Annotated in this window: 13 protein-coding genes; 10 read left to right on the top strand and 3 right to left on the bottom strand. The window is 73.5% G+C overall.

What is annotated here, in order from left to right:
* Positions 1–70 precede the first annotated feature (70 nt).
* Positions 71–2,200 carry a primosomal protein N' gene (locus tag AB5J54_RS07675; protein WP_369143141.1) on the top strand — a complete coding sequence of 710 codons (2,130 nt, stop codon included), beginning with the start codon at positions 71–73 and terminating at the stop codon, positions 2,198–2,200.
* A gap of 55 nt (positions 2,201–2,255) precedes the next feature.
* Here AB5J54_RS07675 and AB5J54_RS07670 read toward each other — a convergent pair whose 3' ends face one another.
* Positions 2,256–2,774 (bottom strand): hypothetical protein, encoded by a 519-nt coding sequence (locus AB5J54_RS07670; RefSeq protein WP_369143140.1) that lies wholly within the window; start codon positions 2,772–2,774, stop codon positions 2,256–2,258.
* Between the two features lie 260 nt (positions 2,775–3,034).
* On the opposite strand from AB5J54_RS07670, the gene fmt reads away from it, so the two are divergent.
* The 7 genes from fmt to AB5J54_RS07635 all read left to right on the top strand — a co-directional run bounded on the left by fmt (position 3,035) and on the right by AB5J54_RS07635 (position 9,933).
* Positions 3,035–3,967, top strand: a complete 933-nt coding sequence (fmt, locus tag AB5J54_RS07665; protein WP_369143139.1) for a methionyl-tRNA formyltransferase — start codon at positions 3,035–3,037, stop codon at positions 3,965–3,967.
* Between the two features lie 185 nt (positions 3,968–4,152).
* A complete protein-coding gene (locus tag AB5J54_RS07660; RefSeq protein WP_369143138.1) occupies positions 4,153–5,574 on the top strand; it encodes an RsmB/NOP family class I SAM-dependent RNA methyltransferase in 1,422 nt (473 codons plus the stop codon).
* Positions 5,575–5,723: 149 nt separating this feature from the next.
* Positions 5,724–6,407, top strand: a complete 684-nt coding sequence (gene rpe / locus AB5J54_RS07655; protein ID WP_086830314.1) for a ribulose-phosphate 3-epimerase — start codon at positions 5,724–5,726, stop codon at positions 6,405–6,407.
* Between the two features lie 120 nt (positions 6,408–6,527).
* Complete coding sequence (locus tag AB5J54_RS07650; protein WP_369143137.1) at positions 6,528–7,577, top strand: sugar-binding transcriptional regulator; 1,050 nt, start codon at positions 6,528–6,530, stop codon at positions 7,575–7,577.
* Between the two features lie 52 nt (positions 7,578–7,629).
* Entirely contained in the window at positions 7,630–8,064 is a 435-nt protein-coding gene (locus AB5J54_RS07645) for a ribonuclease domain-containing protein (protein ID WP_369143136.1), read from the top strand.
* Positions 8,054–8,389, top strand: a complete 336-nt coding sequence (locus tag AB5J54_RS07640) for a barstar family protein (RefSeq protein ID WP_369143135.1) — start codon at positions 8,054–8,056, stop codon at positions 8,387–8,389. Before AB5J54_RS07645 ends, AB5J54_RS07640 begins: the two co-directional genes overlap by 11 nt.
* 101 nt (positions 8,390–8,490) lie before the next feature.
* Positions 8,491–9,933 carry a GuaB1 family IMP dehydrogenase-related protein gene (locus AB5J54_RS07635; RefSeq protein WP_369143134.1) on the top strand — a complete coding sequence of 481 codons (1,443 nt, stop codon included), beginning with the start codon at positions 8,491–8,493 and terminating at the stop codon, positions 9,931–9,933.
* Between the two features lie 276 nt (positions 9,934–10,209).
* Here AB5J54_RS07635 and AB5J54_RS07630 read toward each other — a convergent pair whose 3' ends face one another.
* Complete coding sequence (locus tag AB5J54_RS07630; protein WP_369149253.1) at positions 10,210–11,202, bottom strand: GDSL-type esterase/lipase family protein; 993 nt, start codon at positions 11,200–11,202, stop codon at positions 10,210–10,212.
* A 352-nt stretch (positions 11,203–11,554) separates the two neighbouring features.
* Between AB5J54_RS07630 and AB5J54_RS07625 the strand changes: the two genes are divergently transcribed.
* Both AB5J54_RS07625 and AB5J54_RS07620 read left to right on the top strand, forming a co-directional pair.
* A complete protein-coding gene (locus AB5J54_RS07625) occupies positions 11,555–13,018 on the top strand; it encodes an amino acid permease (protein WP_369143133.1) in 1,464 nt (487 codons plus the stop codon).
* 10 nt (positions 13,019–13,028) lie between these two features.
* A complete protein-coding gene (locus tag AB5J54_RS07620) occupies positions 13,029–13,484 on the top strand; it encodes an Lrp/AsnC family transcriptional regulator (RefSeq protein WP_015032260.1) in 456 nt (151 codons plus the stop codon).
* A 63-nt stretch (positions 13,485–13,547) separates the two neighbouring features.
* Here AB5J54_RS07620 and AB5J54_RS07615 read toward each other — a convergent pair whose 3' ends face one another.
* On the bottom strand, positions 13,548–14,102 hold the full coding sequence (locus AB5J54_RS07615) for a Repetin (protein WP_369143132.1): 555 nt from the start codon (positions 14,100–14,102) through the stop codon (positions 13,548–13,550).
* Between the last annotated feature and the right edge of the window lie 95 nt (positions 14,103–14,197).

Raw genomic sequence — 14,197 nt, 5'->3', positions numbered from 1 at the left:
CGGTACCCCCGAGGGGGTGCCGGGCTTCGGTCATGTCCGGCTGTCGGTGGCGTCTGGTAGGTATGGGGCTGTGAGCAGCGAGAACGAGAAGTCCGACGAGCCCGAGCAGCTCGCGCTCATCCGGGAGACCGTCCGGAAGGCGAAGGTGCCGCGGGCCAAGCCGCGGACCTGGCGGGGGGCCGCGCTGGCCAAGGAGCTGCCGGTCGCGCGGGTCGTCGTGAACAAGGGGGCGCTCCACCTGGACCAGTTCTTCGACTACGCGGTCCCCGAGGAGCTGGACGAGGTCGCCCGGCCCGGGGTGCGGGTGCGGGTGCGGTTCGGGGCGGGCGCCCACCAGGTGCGGGGCGGGCGGCGCGAGGGCGGTCGGCTCATCGACGGCTTCCTGGTGGAGCGGCGCGCCGAGTCGGACTACTCGGGGCCGCTCGCCGCGCTCGCCGACGTCGTCTCGCCCGAGCCGGTCCTCGGTCCCGAGCTGCTCGGGCTCGCCCGGGCCGTCGCCGACCGGTACGCGGGCAGCCTCGCCGACGTCCTCCAGCTGGCCGTCCCGCCGCGCAACGCGACCGCCGAGCGCAAGCCCTCGCCCGAGCCGCTGCCGCCGCCCCGGCCGCCGGAGCCGGGCAGCTGGACGCGGTACGAGCGGGGGCCGGCGTTCCTGGACTCCCTCGCGCGCGGCGGGGCGCCCCGGGCCGTGTGGAACGCGCTGCCCGGGCCGTACTGGGCGCAGGAGATCGCCCGCGCCGTGGCCGCGACCCTCGCCTCCGGGCGTGGCGCGCTCGTCGTCGTCCCCGACGGGCGGGCGGCCGGCCGGGTCGACGCGGCCCTGACCGAGATCCTGGGGGAGGGCCGGCACGCGCTGCTCACCGCCGAGGCCGGCCCCGAGAAGCGGTACGCGCAGTGGCTCGCCGTGCGGCGCGGCGCCGTGCGGGCCGTCGTCGGCACCCGGGCCGCGATGTTCGCCCCCGTACGCGATCTCGGCCTCGTCCTCATCTGGGACGACGGCGACGGCAGCCACAGCGAACCGCACGCCCCCCAGCCCCACGCGCGCGACGTGCTGCTGCTGCGCGCCGCCCACGACCGGTGCGCCTTCCTCCTCGGCTCCACCAGCTGCACCGTCGAGGCCGCCCAGCTCGTCGAGTCCGGCTGGGCCCAGGCGCTGGACGCCGGACGCGAGCAGGTCCGCCGGGCCGCGCCCCTGATCCGTACCGTCGGCGACGGCGAGCTCGCCCGCGACGAGGCCGCGCGCGCAGCCCGGCTGCCCTCGCTCGCCTGGCAGACCGTCCGGGAGGGCCTGAAGACCGGGCCCGTGCTCGTGCAGGTCCCCCGCCGCGGATACGTGCCGAGGCTGGCCTGCGAGCGCTGCCGCACGCCCGCCCGCTGCCGGCACTGCGCCGGACCCCTGGAGGCCCCCGAGCAGCAGGAGCTGCGGTGCGGCTGGTGCGGGCGCGGCGCCCCCGACTGGCACTGCGTGGAGTGCGGCTCGACCCGGCTGCGGGCCCAGGTGGTCGGCGCCCGGCGGACCGCGGAGGAGCTCGGCCGGGCGTTTCCCGCCGTTCCGGTACGGACCTCCGGACGCGATCACGTCCTGGACAGCGTGCCCGGCCGCCCGGCGCTCGTCGTCTCCACCCCCGGCGCCGAACCCGTCGCCGAGGGCGGCTACGCGGCCGCGCTGCTCCTCGACGGCTGGGCCATGCTCGGCCGGCCCGACCTGCGCGCGGGCGAGGAGGCGCTGCGGCGCTGGATCGACGCGGCCTCGCTGGTCCGCGGCCAGGCCGAGGGCGGCACCGTCGTCGTGGTCGCCGAACCGACCCTGCGGCCCGTCCAGGCGCTCGTCCGCTGGGACCCCGTCGGGCACGCCCGGCGGGAGCTGGCCGAGCGGGCCGAGCTGGGCTTCCCGCCGGTCTCCCGGATGGCCGCCGTCACCGGGCCGCCGGAGGCCGTCGAGGGCTTCCTCGCGGCGGCCGGGCTCCCCGCCGACGCCGAGGTCCTCGGACCCGTGCCGCTGCCCGTCGTCCGCCCCGGCGGCCCCCGCAGACCGGGCGACCCGCCGCCGGGCGAGCAGTGGGAGCGGGCCCTGGTCCGGGTCCCGCCCGGCAGCGGCGCGGCCCTCGCGGCCTCCCTCAAGCAGGCCCGCGCGGGGCGGCTCGCGCGCGGCGGCGGGGATCCGGTGCGGATCCGGGTGGACCCGCCGGACATCGGCTGACACGGCAACGGCCGCCCACCCCTTGCGGGGCGGGCGGCCGTCAGGAGCTCCGGGGTCAGCCGTTGCGCGGGCCGGGGAAGGCCGGCGGGCGCGGGTCCTCGCGGAGGGCGGCGCTGCCCGAAGTGGGCTGCGGCGGCATCGAACGGGCGGCGGGGACCGCGGGGAGCGTCCGGGTGACACCCGGCTCCACCGCGTGCTCCTGCTCCACGGCCACGCCCTGCTGGGGCGCGCGGCGGGCGCCGTAGCGGCGGTGGACGGCCTGCTTGGTGACCCCGAGCGCGGAACCCACCGCGTCCCAGGAGAACCCGAGCGAGCGGTCGAAGTCGACCGCCGCGGTCACCAGGGTCTCGACACTGTCCCGCAGCTCCTGGGCGAGACGTACGGTCGGGGCGGGCGCGCGCCCGTAGACGACGAAGCCCGTCGACGGGCCGGAGCGGCGAGGGCGGTAGACATTGCCCAGCTGGGCCGTGAGCGTGCGCAGTGCGTCCACCTGCCGCCGGACCCGCTCGATGTCCCGCACCAACAGATGCAGACTTGCCCGGGCTTGGGCGTCGTGGGTTGCGTGGTCGGCCATGTGAAAGCCTCTCGAACCGGCGTTTAAGGGGGCGGGCCGCATGGGGGAACAGCGGCCCGATTCGGTCAATCTCTCTTGACCAACGCGTCACCGGGGCTGGGGTCACGCTGCGGGGGCGTACACGCATATGCGCGGGGCGCTCTTCCTGCCGTGAGCCCCCCTGGCGGGGGGCCCACGTCCTCCGTGCGCCCGTTCCTTCCCGGCCGCCTAGACTGGTGCGCTGCCCGCAACGCCCCCGGAGAGACAGGCAGTCGCCACCCATGAAGCTCGTCTTCGCAGGCACCCCCGAGGTCGCCGTTCCCGCCCTGGACGCCCTGCTCGCCTCCGGGCGGCACGAGGTGGCCGCCGTGGTCACCCGGCCGGACGCCCCCGCGGGGCGCGGCCGGCGGCTCGTCGCCAGTCCGGTGGCCCAGCGGGCGGAGGAGGCCGGGATCGAGGTCCTGAAGCCGAACAGGCCCCGCGACGAGGAGTTCCTCGCCCGCCTGCGGGAGATCGCCCCGGACTGCTGCCCGGTCGTCGCCTACGGCGCGCTGCTGCCCAAGGTCGCCCTCGACATCCCCGCCCGCGGCTGGGTCAACCTGCACTTCTCGCTGCTGCCCGCCTGGCGCGGCGCGGCGCCCGTGCAGCACTCCCTGATGGCCGGCGACCAGGTGACGGGCGCGTCGACCTTCCTCATCGAGGAGGGCCTCGACGCCGGCCCGGTCTACGGCGTCGTCACCGAGGACATCCGCCCCACCGACACCAGCGGCGACCTGCTCACCCGGCTCGCCTTCGCGGGCGCCGGACTGCTCGCCGCGACCATGGACGGCATCGAGGACGGCACGCTCAAGGCCGTCCCGCAGCCGATCGAGGGCATCACGCTCGCCCCGAAGATCCAGGTCGAGGACGCCCAGGTCGACTTCGCCGCCCCCGCGCTCCGGGTCGACCGGGTGGTCCGCGGCTGCACCCCGGCCCCGGGCGCCTGGACGGTCTTTCGCGGCGAACGCCTCAAGCTGATCCAGGTCACCCCGCTCCCGGACCGCACCGACCTCGCCCCGGGCGAGCTCGCGGCCGGCAAGAACAACGTGTACGCGGGCACCGGCTCGTACGCCGTCGAACTCCTCTGGGTCCAGCCCCAGGGCAAGAAGCCGATGAAGGCCGCCGACTGGGCCCGCGGCGTCCGCATCGCCCCGGGCGAACGACTGGGGGCGTAGCCGCCGGTGCGTGGTGGCCGCCCGTGCGCGTCGCCTTCGAGGCGGACGGCGGCGGGAGCGAGCCGGCCGTCCGCCCGATCGCAGGCGAGGCGTGGACCGTGCGGGAGGCCTGTTTTCCGCGGGGGAGGCGGGCGGACGTAGGCTGAGAGGGTTCGACCCTCTTCATTTCGTCACGCGGAGCACCTTTGAGCGAGCAGGCACGTCGCCGTCCCCACAAGCCCTACCGGAGGCCCCAGAAGGACCCCGTCCGCATGCTGGCGTTCGAGGCGCTGAGGGCGGTGGACGAGCGGGACGCCTACGCGAACCTGGTGCTGCCGCCGCTGCTGAAGAAGGCGCGGGAGAAGGAGGGGCCCGAGAAGTTCGACGGGCGGGACGCGGCGCTCGCGACCGAGCTCGTGTACGGGACGCTGCGCCGACAGGGCACGTACGACGCGATCATCGCGGCCTGCATCGACCGGCCGCTGCGCGAGGTCGACCCGCCCGTCCTCGACGTGCTGTCACTCGGCGCCCACCAGCTCCTCGGGACCCGGATCCCCACCCACGCCGCCGTCTCCGCCAGCGTCGAGCTGGCCCGCGTGGTGCTCGGCGACGGGCGCGCCAAGTTCGTGAACGCCGTGCTGCGGAAGATCTCGCAGCAGGACCTCGACGCCTGGGTCGAGCAGGTCGCCCCGCCGTACGACCAGGACGCCGAGGACCACCTCGCCGTCGTCCACTCCCACCCCCGCTGGGTCGTCTCGGCGCTCTGGGACTCCCTCGGCGGCGGCCGCGCCGGCATCGAGGACCTCCTGGAGGCGGACAACGAGCGCCCCGAGGTCACCCTCGTCGCCCGCCCCGGCCGCTCCACCACAGAGGAGCTCGCCGCCGCCACCGAGACCCTGCCGGGCCGCTGGTCGCCCTACGCCCTGCGGATGGCCGAGGGCGGCGAGCCCGGAGCCATCGAGGCCGTCAAGGAGGGCCGGGCCGGCGTCCAGGACGAGGGCAGCCAGCTCGTCGCGATCGCCCTCGCGAACGCGCCCCTGGAGGGCAGCGACTCCCGCTGGCTCGACGGCTGCGCCGGCCCCGGGGGCAAGGCCGCCCTGCTCGGCGCCCTCGCGGCCGAGCGCGGCGCCTTCCTGCTCGCCTCCGAGAAGCAGCCGCACCGCGCCCGCCTGGTCGAGCGCGCCCTGGCCGGCAACCCCGGCCCGTACCAGGTGATCGCCGCCGACGGCACCCGCCCGCCGTGGCGCCCCGGCTCCTTCGACCGGGTCCTCGTGGACGTGCCCTGCTCGGGCCTCGGCGCCCTGCGCCGCCGCCCCGAGGCCCGCTGGCGCCGGCGCCCCGAGGACCTGGACGGCTTCGCCCCGCTCCAGCGCGCCCTGCTCACCGAGGCGCTGAGCGCCGTGCGCGTCGGGGGAGTGGTGGGGTACGCGACCTGCTCGCCGCACCTCGCCGAGACCCGCGTGGTCGTCGACGACGTCCTCAAGAAGGTGGGCGGCGCCGAGCTGATCGACGCCCGTCCGCTGCTGCCCGGCGTCCCGGCGATCGGCGACGGTCCCGACGTCCAGCTGTGGCCGCATCTGCACGGTACGGACGCCATGTATCTGGCGCTGCTGCGCCGGACCGCCTGACCGACGGGGCCCGACCCCTCGATCATCTGACCGTAATCGCCCGGTCCGTCCAGGTCCTGGACTCGTCGCTTCGTACCGAAATTGGTCTGGACCGTATGCGAAACCGCTGAGCGGCAAAGAAGTACCCAAGAACGTGGGAGGCTTGGCACATGGCGCAGATCAACCCCAGCATCCTGTCCGCGGACTTCGCCCGGCTCGCCGATGAGGCGAAGGCCGTCGGCGGTGCCGACTGGCTGCACGTCGACGTGATGGACAACCACTTCGTGCCCAACCTGACGCTGGGCGTGCCGATCGTGGAGTCGCTGGCCCGTGCCACCGACACCCCGCTCGACTGCCATCTCATGATCGAGGACCCGGACCGCTGGGCCCCGCAGTACGTGGAGGCGGGCGCCGGTTCGGTGACCTTCCACGTCGAGGCGGCCGCCGCGCCGGTCCGGCTCGCGCGCGAGATCCGGGCCAAGGGCGCCAGGGCCTCCATGGCGCTCAAGCCGGCCACACCCATCGAGCCCTTCGAGGACCTGCTCCCCGAGCTCGACATGCTGCTCATCATGACCGTCGAGCCAGGCTTCGGAGGCCAGGCCTTCCTCGACATCATGCTGCCCAAGATCCGCCGCACCCGTGAGCTGATCTCCAAGCACGGACTCGAGCTCTGGCTCCAGGTCGACGGCGGGGTCGCCGAGTCCACGATCGAGCGGTGCGCCGAAGCCGGCGCGGACGTCTTCGTCGCCGGTTCCGCGGTGTACGGAGCGGCCGATCCGGCCGCGGCCGTCGCCTCGCTCCGGGCCCGCGCGGAGGCCGCGACCGCCTCCGCCGCGTGGGCGTGTGGCCACTGAGCCTCCGGCGGATGAACGCGGTCCGTCGGGCCGCCGACAGGACTGATCAGGGCTCGTCGTTTCTGACAGGATGAACGGCGAGCCAGAGTGTGAACGACAGCCGTACGTGAACAGCGGTATGTGAACAGCAGTGAGGAGATCGCGGTGGCCGGTATGTCGGCGGGACGGTCAGCCCTGCGGATGGGCCCCGCGGAGCTGGTGCAGGCGGCGGCCATGGCCCGCCGCTTCTACCTCGAGGGCAAGTCCAAGATCCAGATCGCCGAGGAGTTCGGCGTGAGCCGCTTCAAGGTGGCCCGGGTCCTGGAGACCGCCCTGGAGCGCGACCTCGTACGGATCGAGATCCGCGTACCTGCCGAGCTGGACGCCGAGCGCTCCGATGCGCTCCGCGCCCGCTACGGGCTCCGCCACGCCGTCGTCGTCGAGTCCCCGGCGGAGGGCGACGACGAGTCGCCCGACCCGGAGAACCTCGGCGAGGTCGCGGCCGACCTGCTCGGCGAGCTCGTCACCGAGGGCGATGTCCTCGGCCTGGCCTGGGGCCGCTCCACCATCCACATGGCGGCCGCCCTCGACCGGCTGCCGCCCTGCACGGTCGTCCAGCTCACCGGCGTGTACGACGCCGGGACCGCCGAGCGCGGCTCCGTCGAGGCCGTGCGCCGCGCCGCCCAGGTCTCCGGCGGCGAGGCCCACCCCATCTACGCGCCCATGCTGCTGCCCGACCCGGCGACCGCCGCCGCGCTGCGCAGCCAGACCGGCATCGCGCGGGCCTTCGAGTACTTCGACAAGGTCACCGTCGCCTGCGTCTCCATCGGCTCCTGGGAGCCGGGCATCTCGACCGTCCACGACATGCTCTCCGACGACGAGCGCGCCCACTACGCCTCGCTCGGCGTCGCCGCCGAGATGTCCGCGCACCTCTTCGACGCCGAAGGACGCCGGGTCGGCCGCGACCTGGGCGAGCGCTGCATCACCGTCGAGGCGGACCGGCTGCGCCGCATCCCCGAGGTCGTGGCGATCGCCGGCGGCCAGCGCAAGGCGGCGGCGATCGGCGCGGTCCTCCGCTCCGGTCTCGTCACCAGCCTGGTCACCGACCGCGCCGCGGCGGACTACCTCCTCACCGAGTCCAGCCCGGGCACGCACCCGGCGCTCGACCGGAAGGACCCCGACGGCAGCTGAACGCGCACGGTCCTCGGGGGTCGGAGCCGTCCCGTAACGGTATGTTCGGGACATGTTGCTCCGGCCCCTGCGCGTTCTCCTCGCGCTCGTCCTCGCCGTCCTCCTGGCCGGGTGCTCCTCGGCGGGCGGCGGCGGGACCGGTACGGCCGCCCCGGCGCCCACCCGTACCACCGCGACCGCCGCACCGACCGGGACCTCCGGGCTGCCCACCGTACGGGCGGCGGACCTGCCTCCCGAGGCGCGGAAGACCCTCGCCCTCATCGCGCGCGGCGGGCCCTTCCCGTACGCCAAGGACGGCACGGTCTTCTCGAACTTCGAGCGGATCCTGCCCCGCAAGGAGCGCGGCTACTACCACGAGTACACCGTGAGGACCCCCGGCGAACGCGACCGGGGAGCCCGCCGGATCGTCACCGGGCGGAACGGCGAGACCTACTACACCGACGACCACTACGAGACCTTCCGGGAGGTGGTCACGGATGAGGCTTGACGACCCCGTCGTCCTCGACCTGGGCGGAGTCACGGACAAGGCCGCCCTCATGGACCGGTGCGCCGAGGTGCTCTCCCTGCCCGACTGGTTCGGCCGCAACTGGGACGCCCTCGCCGACTCCCTCACCGACCTGCCCGAGCCGGTCACCCTCGTCGTCACCGGCTGGCAGGCCTACGCCAGGACGCGCCCGCGGGAGTGGGACACCGCCCAGGAGGTCTTCGCCACGGCCGTCGAAGAACGCCCCACGCGCCTCTCCGTCCTCCTCCTTCTGGGCGAGCCTTCGGAGGATCCCACAGAGCACCTGCCGCAAGCCTCGGATGATTAGCCCGGGGCTGGTATTCGTACCGGCGTGGGACAATGAACTACGTGCTTTTTCCCCTGGCTGAAATGCCTAGGGGCCGATCCGAACGACTGGGATGTCAGCACGTGCGTTTCCTCAATGACGTCAAGCCGCCCTACGACCTGACGTACGACGATGTGTTCATGGTGCCGAGCCGCTCGGCCGTGGGTTCCCGCCAGGCCGTGGACCTCTCCTCGCCCGACGGGACCGGGACGACCATCCCGCTCGTCGTCGCCAACATGACCGCCATCGCCGGCCGCCGGATGGCCGAGACGGTCGCCCGCCGCGGCGGCCTGGTCGTCATCCCGCAGGACATCCCGATCGAGGTCGTCACCGACGTCATCTCGTGGGTGAAGAGCCGCCACCACGTCCTCGACACCCCGATCGTCCTGGAGCCGCACCAGACCGTCGCCGACGCGCTGTCGCTGCTGCCGAAGCGCGCCCACGACGCCGGTGTCGTCGTCGACGAGAACCGCCGCCCGGTGGGCGTCGTCACCGACGCCGACCTCTCCGGCGTCGACCGCTTCACGCAGCTGTCCGAGGTCATGTCCAGGGACCTGCTGCTCCTGGACGCCGACATCGACCCGCGCGAGGCCTTCAACACCCTCGACGCCCACAACCGCCGCTACGCCCCGGCCGTGGACGCGGACGGCAAGCTCGTCGGCATCCTCACCCGCAAGGGCGCCCTGCGCGCGACCCTGTACTCCCCGGCCGTCGACGCCCAGGGACGGCTCCGCATCGCCGCCGCCGTCGGCATCAACGGCGACGTCGCCGGCAAGGCCAAGCAGCTGCTCGACGCGGGCGTCGACACGCTCGTCATCGACACCGCGCACGGCCACCAGGAGTCGATGATCTCCGCCATCCGGACCGTGCGGGCGCTCGACCCGCAGGTCCCGATCGTCGCGGGCAACATCGTCGCCGCCGAGGGCGTCAAGGACCTCATCGAGGCGGGCGCCGACATCATCAAGGTCGGTGTGGGCCCCGGCGCCATGTGCACCACCCGCATGATGACCGGCGTCGGCCGGCCGCAGTTCTCGGCCGTCCTGGAGTGCGCCGCCGAGGCGAAGAAGTACGGCAAGCACGTCTGGGCCGACGGCGGTGTCCGTCACCCGCGCGACGTCGCCATGGCGCTCGCCGCCGGTGCGTCCAACGTGATGATCGGCTCCTGGTTCGCCGGCACGTACGAGTCCCCGGGCGACCTCCAGCACGACGCCAAGGGGCGTGCGTACAAGGAGTCCTTCGGCATGGCCTCGGCCCGCGCCGTCCGCAACCGGACCTCGGACGAGTCCGCGTACGACCGCGCCCGCAAGGCGCTGTTCGAGGAGGGCATCTCCACGTCGCGGATGTTCCTCGACCCGCAGCGTCCGGGCGTCGAGGACCTGATCGACTCGATCATCGCCGGTGTGCGGTCCTCCTGCACCTACGCCGGTGCGGCCTCGCTCGCCGAGTTCGAGGAGAAGGCGGTCGTCGGTCTTCAGTCGGCGGCGGGCTACGCGGAGGGCAAGCCGCTGCACGCGAGCTGGAGCTAGTACCTGCGCTTGGTGCGGGGCCCCCGGGAACACCTTCCCGGGGGCCCCGCCCCCGTTGTGGGCAGGCGTTCCGCAAGGGGCGGAACGGGTGGGCACAACGGAACGGCGCCCCTTGCCGGCGCCAGAGGCTCCCGCGCATGGACCCGCACCACGTGTGCGCCGCCGCTCGGGGTGCGGGTCCAGGCTCGGAACGCGGAGGCGTCGCGAGAGGGCGCCGTCCCGTGTGCCCACCCGTCCCGCCCTGCGGGACGGGTGAGCACACGGCGGTGGGCCCGGTCACCGGGGCTTCAGTGCGTCCCGTAGCGCCTGCGTCACCGCGTGCGCCAGCCGCGCATGCCCCCCGTCGTTCGGGTGCAGCCCGTCCGCCAGGTGTTCCGGGCCCAGGAGTGGGCGCCCCGGGAGGAGCAGGAGGTGGCGGTCGCCCTCCGCGGAGAGGTCCCGGGCCGCGCGTTCCATCGCCCGGCGCAGTTCCGTCAGGGTCGCCCCCAGGGCGTTGCGCGTGTGCTCCGCCTCCGGGCGCAGGACCGGCGAGACGATCAGGAGCGGCGCGTCCGGATGGCCCCGGCGGACCAGGCCCACGAAGGCGCGGACCGTCGCGTAGAGCCAGTCCGCCGTGGCCGGCACCCGGGACCAGCAGTTCGTGCCGAAGGCCAGGGTGATCAGATCGCCCGGCAACCGGGCCAGGTGCTCCGCCAGCGGCAGCTCGCCCCTCGCCCCGCCCGCGTACCCCAGATTCACCGTGTCAAGGCCCAGGAGCCGCCCCGCCGTGGCCGGCCAGGAGTGGGCCGGGCGGGTCGCCCACCAGCCCTCGGTGATCGAGTCGCCGTGGACGAGCCAGCGGGGCCGCGCCGGGGCGGGGGAGAGGGTGCCCCCGAGGGCCCGCAGGCCGAGCGGCACGGGCGCCTGGCCCTCCGGGAGGTGGACGGTGAAGGCGCCGCCGTGCGAGGGCAGGGGGAGCCTCACGACGGCCTCCGGCGCCGGGACGGCGCACGTCTCGCCGACGAGCCGCGTGCCCTGCCAGACCGCGAAGCAGTGCCGCAGCGCCCGCAGCGGGTCGTCCGGCGCCGGGACGGCCGCCCGGTAGCGCAGCTCCACCGCGCGCGTACCGGGCGTGGCCGTGAACTCGATCCGTACCCCGATGGGCAGCGCCGCCCGCTCGGCGATGTCCCACGGCAGCCGTTCGAGGTCGTCGGGGTCGGCGCGTACGGGCCGGCCCTCGTCCAGCCAGGCCGTGCCGCGCAGGAACGGTGCCGGGTCGAGCCAGTGCACGGGGCCTCCGATCGTGGCGTCGGGAGCGGTCGTCAGGGGCTCGCAGCGTCGGTCATTCCGCACGAGGAGTCCATACGCGTGCGCGTGCCGGTTCACACCCCGATGTGTCGATTCATGCGGGGGCGCGCAATGTTTGCCCGTCTGTGCCCGAAGCGCGCAATGATCATCCGGCACTGCGCAACAACCCTGCATTACGACTGCGAACCAGTTCCCCTTAGGCTCGTGCCCCGTACCAGGAGTGGCGGCGACCGCCTGCTCGGCGGTTCCGTCCCCCCGTGGGTTTGTCTTGTCATGCCCTCGTACCGCCGCGGTCGCCTCCGTACCCCACAGGCAGCGATAAGGAGCCTCCGCAGTGCTGGATCAAGGCGCAGCCCCGCCGGTCGTCGACACGACCACCCCGAAGACCTCCGCTCTCGGCGCACTGGTGCGACGCAAGCCGGTGGAACGCCTGGTCGAAGAGGGTGGCAAGGGTGAGGGCGGCAGCCTCCGCCGCACGCTCTCGATGTGGCAGCTGACCATGATCAGCATCGGTGCCACGCTCGGCACCGGCATCTTCGTCGTCCTCGGCGACGCCGTCCCGAAGGCCGGCCCCGCCGTCACGATCGCCTTCGTCATCGCCGGTGTCACGGCGCTGTTCTCGGCCCTCTCGTACGCCGAGCTGGCCGGCTCCATACCGGTCGCCGGGTCCTCCTACTCGTACGCGTACGCAACGATGGGTGAACTCGTCGCCTGGGTCTGCGGCTGGTGCCTGGTCCTGGAGTACGGCGTGTCCGTCGCCGCCGTGGCGGTCGGCTGGGGCGAGTACCTCAACGAACTGCTCGACGGGACGATCGGCGTCACCATCCCCGACGTGCTCTCCTCGGCCCCGGGCGAGGGCGGCGTCATCAACCTGCCCGGTCTGATCGTCGTGCTGCTCGCGATGGTGTTCCTGCTCGGCGGCGCCAAGGAGTCGGCCGTCGTCAACACGATCATGGTCGTCGTGAAGATCGTCGCCCTCGTGCTGTTCTGCGCGATCGGCTTCATGGGCTTCAAGTCCGGCAACTACAAGGACTTCATGCCGCTCGGCATGACCGGCGTCGGCGCCGCCGGAGCCAGCCTCTTCTTCTCCTACATCGGTTTCGACGCCGCCTCCACGGCCGGCGAGGAGGCGAAGAACCCCAAGCGTGACCTGCCCCGCGCGATCATGCTCTCGCTGCTCATCGTCACCGTCCTGTACGTCCTCGTCGCCGCCGTCGCGGTCGGGGCCTGGGACTGGAAGGCCTTCGAGGGCTCCGAGGCCACGCTCGCGGCGATCATGAACGACGTCACCGGGCAGACCTTCTGGGGCACCATGCTCGCCGCCGGCGCCGTCATCTCCATCGCCAGCGTCGTCCTCACCGTGCTCTACGGCCAGACCCGCATCCTGTTCGCGATGTCCCGCGACGGTCTCGTCCCGAAGGCCTTCGGCAAGGTCAGCGGCAAGACCGGCACCCCGCGCGTCAACACGGTCATCGTCTCGCTCTTCTGCGGCCTGCTCGCCTCGGTCATCCCGCTGGGCAAGCTCGTCGACGCCACCAGCATCGGCACGCTCTTCGCCTTCGGCCTGGTCAACATCGCGGTCATCGTGCTCCGCTACACGCGCCCCGACATGCCGCGCACCTTCAAGGTGGCGCTCGGACCGGTCTTCCCGATCCTCGGCTTCCTCCTCTGCGCGTACAACATGTTCAACCTCGACGCCGTCACCTGGGCGGTCTTCGGTTGCTGGATGGCCGCCGGGCTCGTGTTCTACTTCCTGTACGGCATTCGCCGCTCCCGACTGGCATCCGAACAGAAGTGATCCACCCGTAGTGCGACTCAACGACCTCGACGAACGCATCGTCCACGCCCTCGCGGAAGACGCCCGCCGCAGCTACGCCGACATCGGCTCGCTCGTGGGACTCTCCGCCCCCGCCGTGAAGCGGCGCGTGGACCGGCTCCGGGCCGAGGGCGCCATCACCGGATTCACCGTACGGGTGGACCCGGCGGCGCTCGGCTGGGAGACCGAGGGCTTCGTCGAGATCTACTGCCGCCACAACACCTCGCCGGACGACATCCGGCGAGGTCTGGAGCGGTACCCCGAGGTGGTGTCCGCGTCCACCGTCACCGGTGACGCGGACGCCGTCGTCCAGGTCTTCGCCTCGGACATGCGCCACTTCGAGCGCGTCCTGGAGCGCATCGCCGGCGAGCCCTTCGTGGAGCGCACCAAGTCCGTCCTGGTGCTCTCGCCGCTCCTGCGGCGCTTCTCCTCGGGCTCGCCCGCGTAGTCCTGCGGGAGGAGGGGCGGTGCGGGCCGTGGTTCCCGCGCCGCCCCTCGGTCGTTCCCCCGGTCACTCGGTCGGGTACTCGACCTGCCAGGGCAGCACCTTGAAGTCGCCGCTGCCGGCCTGCACCTTCTCGAAGGGCGCGGAGCTCAGGCACGGCGGGACCTCCAGGTTCGTGTCACGCCCGACCCAGCTGTACCCCAGCCGGTCGTGCTTCCCGTCGTCGTGGACCGAGATCCCGACGCGCTTGTTCCTGAAGGCGTCCACGTCGGTCTCGGTCACCACGCCCGTCACCACGGCCACCTTGCCGCCCGTGGTGAGGCAGTCGACCTTCGCCACCGCGTAGCCGCCCTTCCCGTCCTTGTAGTGGCTGAACCGGAAGGTGCCGGTCGCCGCCTGGGGATCCATGGTGTCCTTCGCCGCCAGATGCGCGTCGAAGCTGAACGTGATGTCGTCGCCGGCCGGGCGGTACAGCTTGGCCGTCCCGGTCAGCGCGGCGGCCTCCCGGACCGTGGCGTGCCCGTGCCCGCCGTCCCCTCCCGAGGCGACGGCGATACCCCCGGCCCCCAGCGTGAGCAGGATCGCGGCGGCGACGGCGAGGGTCTTCGTACGACGGTTCATCGTGGTCCCTTTCGGCAGGTCGTCCGGCAGGTCTTCCGGACGAGCACCACTCTTCCGCGCGGGACCCGCCCGGGCGTCGCGCCCCAGAACGGTCC

Origin of the sequence: Streptomyces sp. R44, from assembly GCF_041053105.1 — a bacterium.
Classification (GTDB): domain Bacteria; phylum Actinomycetota; class Actinomycetes; order Streptomycetales; family Streptomycetaceae; genus Streptomyces.
Note: the sequence above shows the minus strand (reverse complement) of the source record. Positions and strands in the feature narration are given on the sequence as shown.

What these genes read in the sequence shown, in the direction of transcription:
- AB5J54_RS07670 (WP_369143140.1), bottom strand. Translation starts at nt 2,774, where the DNA reads ATGGCCGACCACGCAACCCACGACGCCCAAGCCCGGGCAAGTCTGCAT.
- fmt (WP_369143139.1), top strand. Translation starts at nt 3,035, where the DNA reads ATGAAGCTCGTCTTCGCAGGCACCCCCGAGGTCGCCGTTCCCGCCCTG.
- AB5J54_RS07645 (WP_369143136.1), top strand. Translation starts at nt 7,630, where the DNA reads ATGTTGCTCCGGCCCCTGCGCGTTCTCCTCGCGCTCGTCCTCGCCGTC.
- AB5J54_RS07640 (WP_369143135.1), top strand. Translation starts at nt 8,054, where the DNA reads ATGAGGCTTGACGACCCCGTCGTCCTCGACCTGGGCGGAGTCACGGAC.
- AB5J54_RS07615 (WP_369143132.1), bottom strand. Translation starts at nt 14,102, where the DNA reads ATGAACCGTCGTACGAAGACCCTCGCCGTCGCCGCCGCGATCCTGCTC.
- rpe (WP_086830314.1), top strand. Translation starts at nt 5,724, where the DNA reads ATGGCGCAGATCAACCCCAGCATCCTGTCCGCGGACTTCGCCCGGCTC.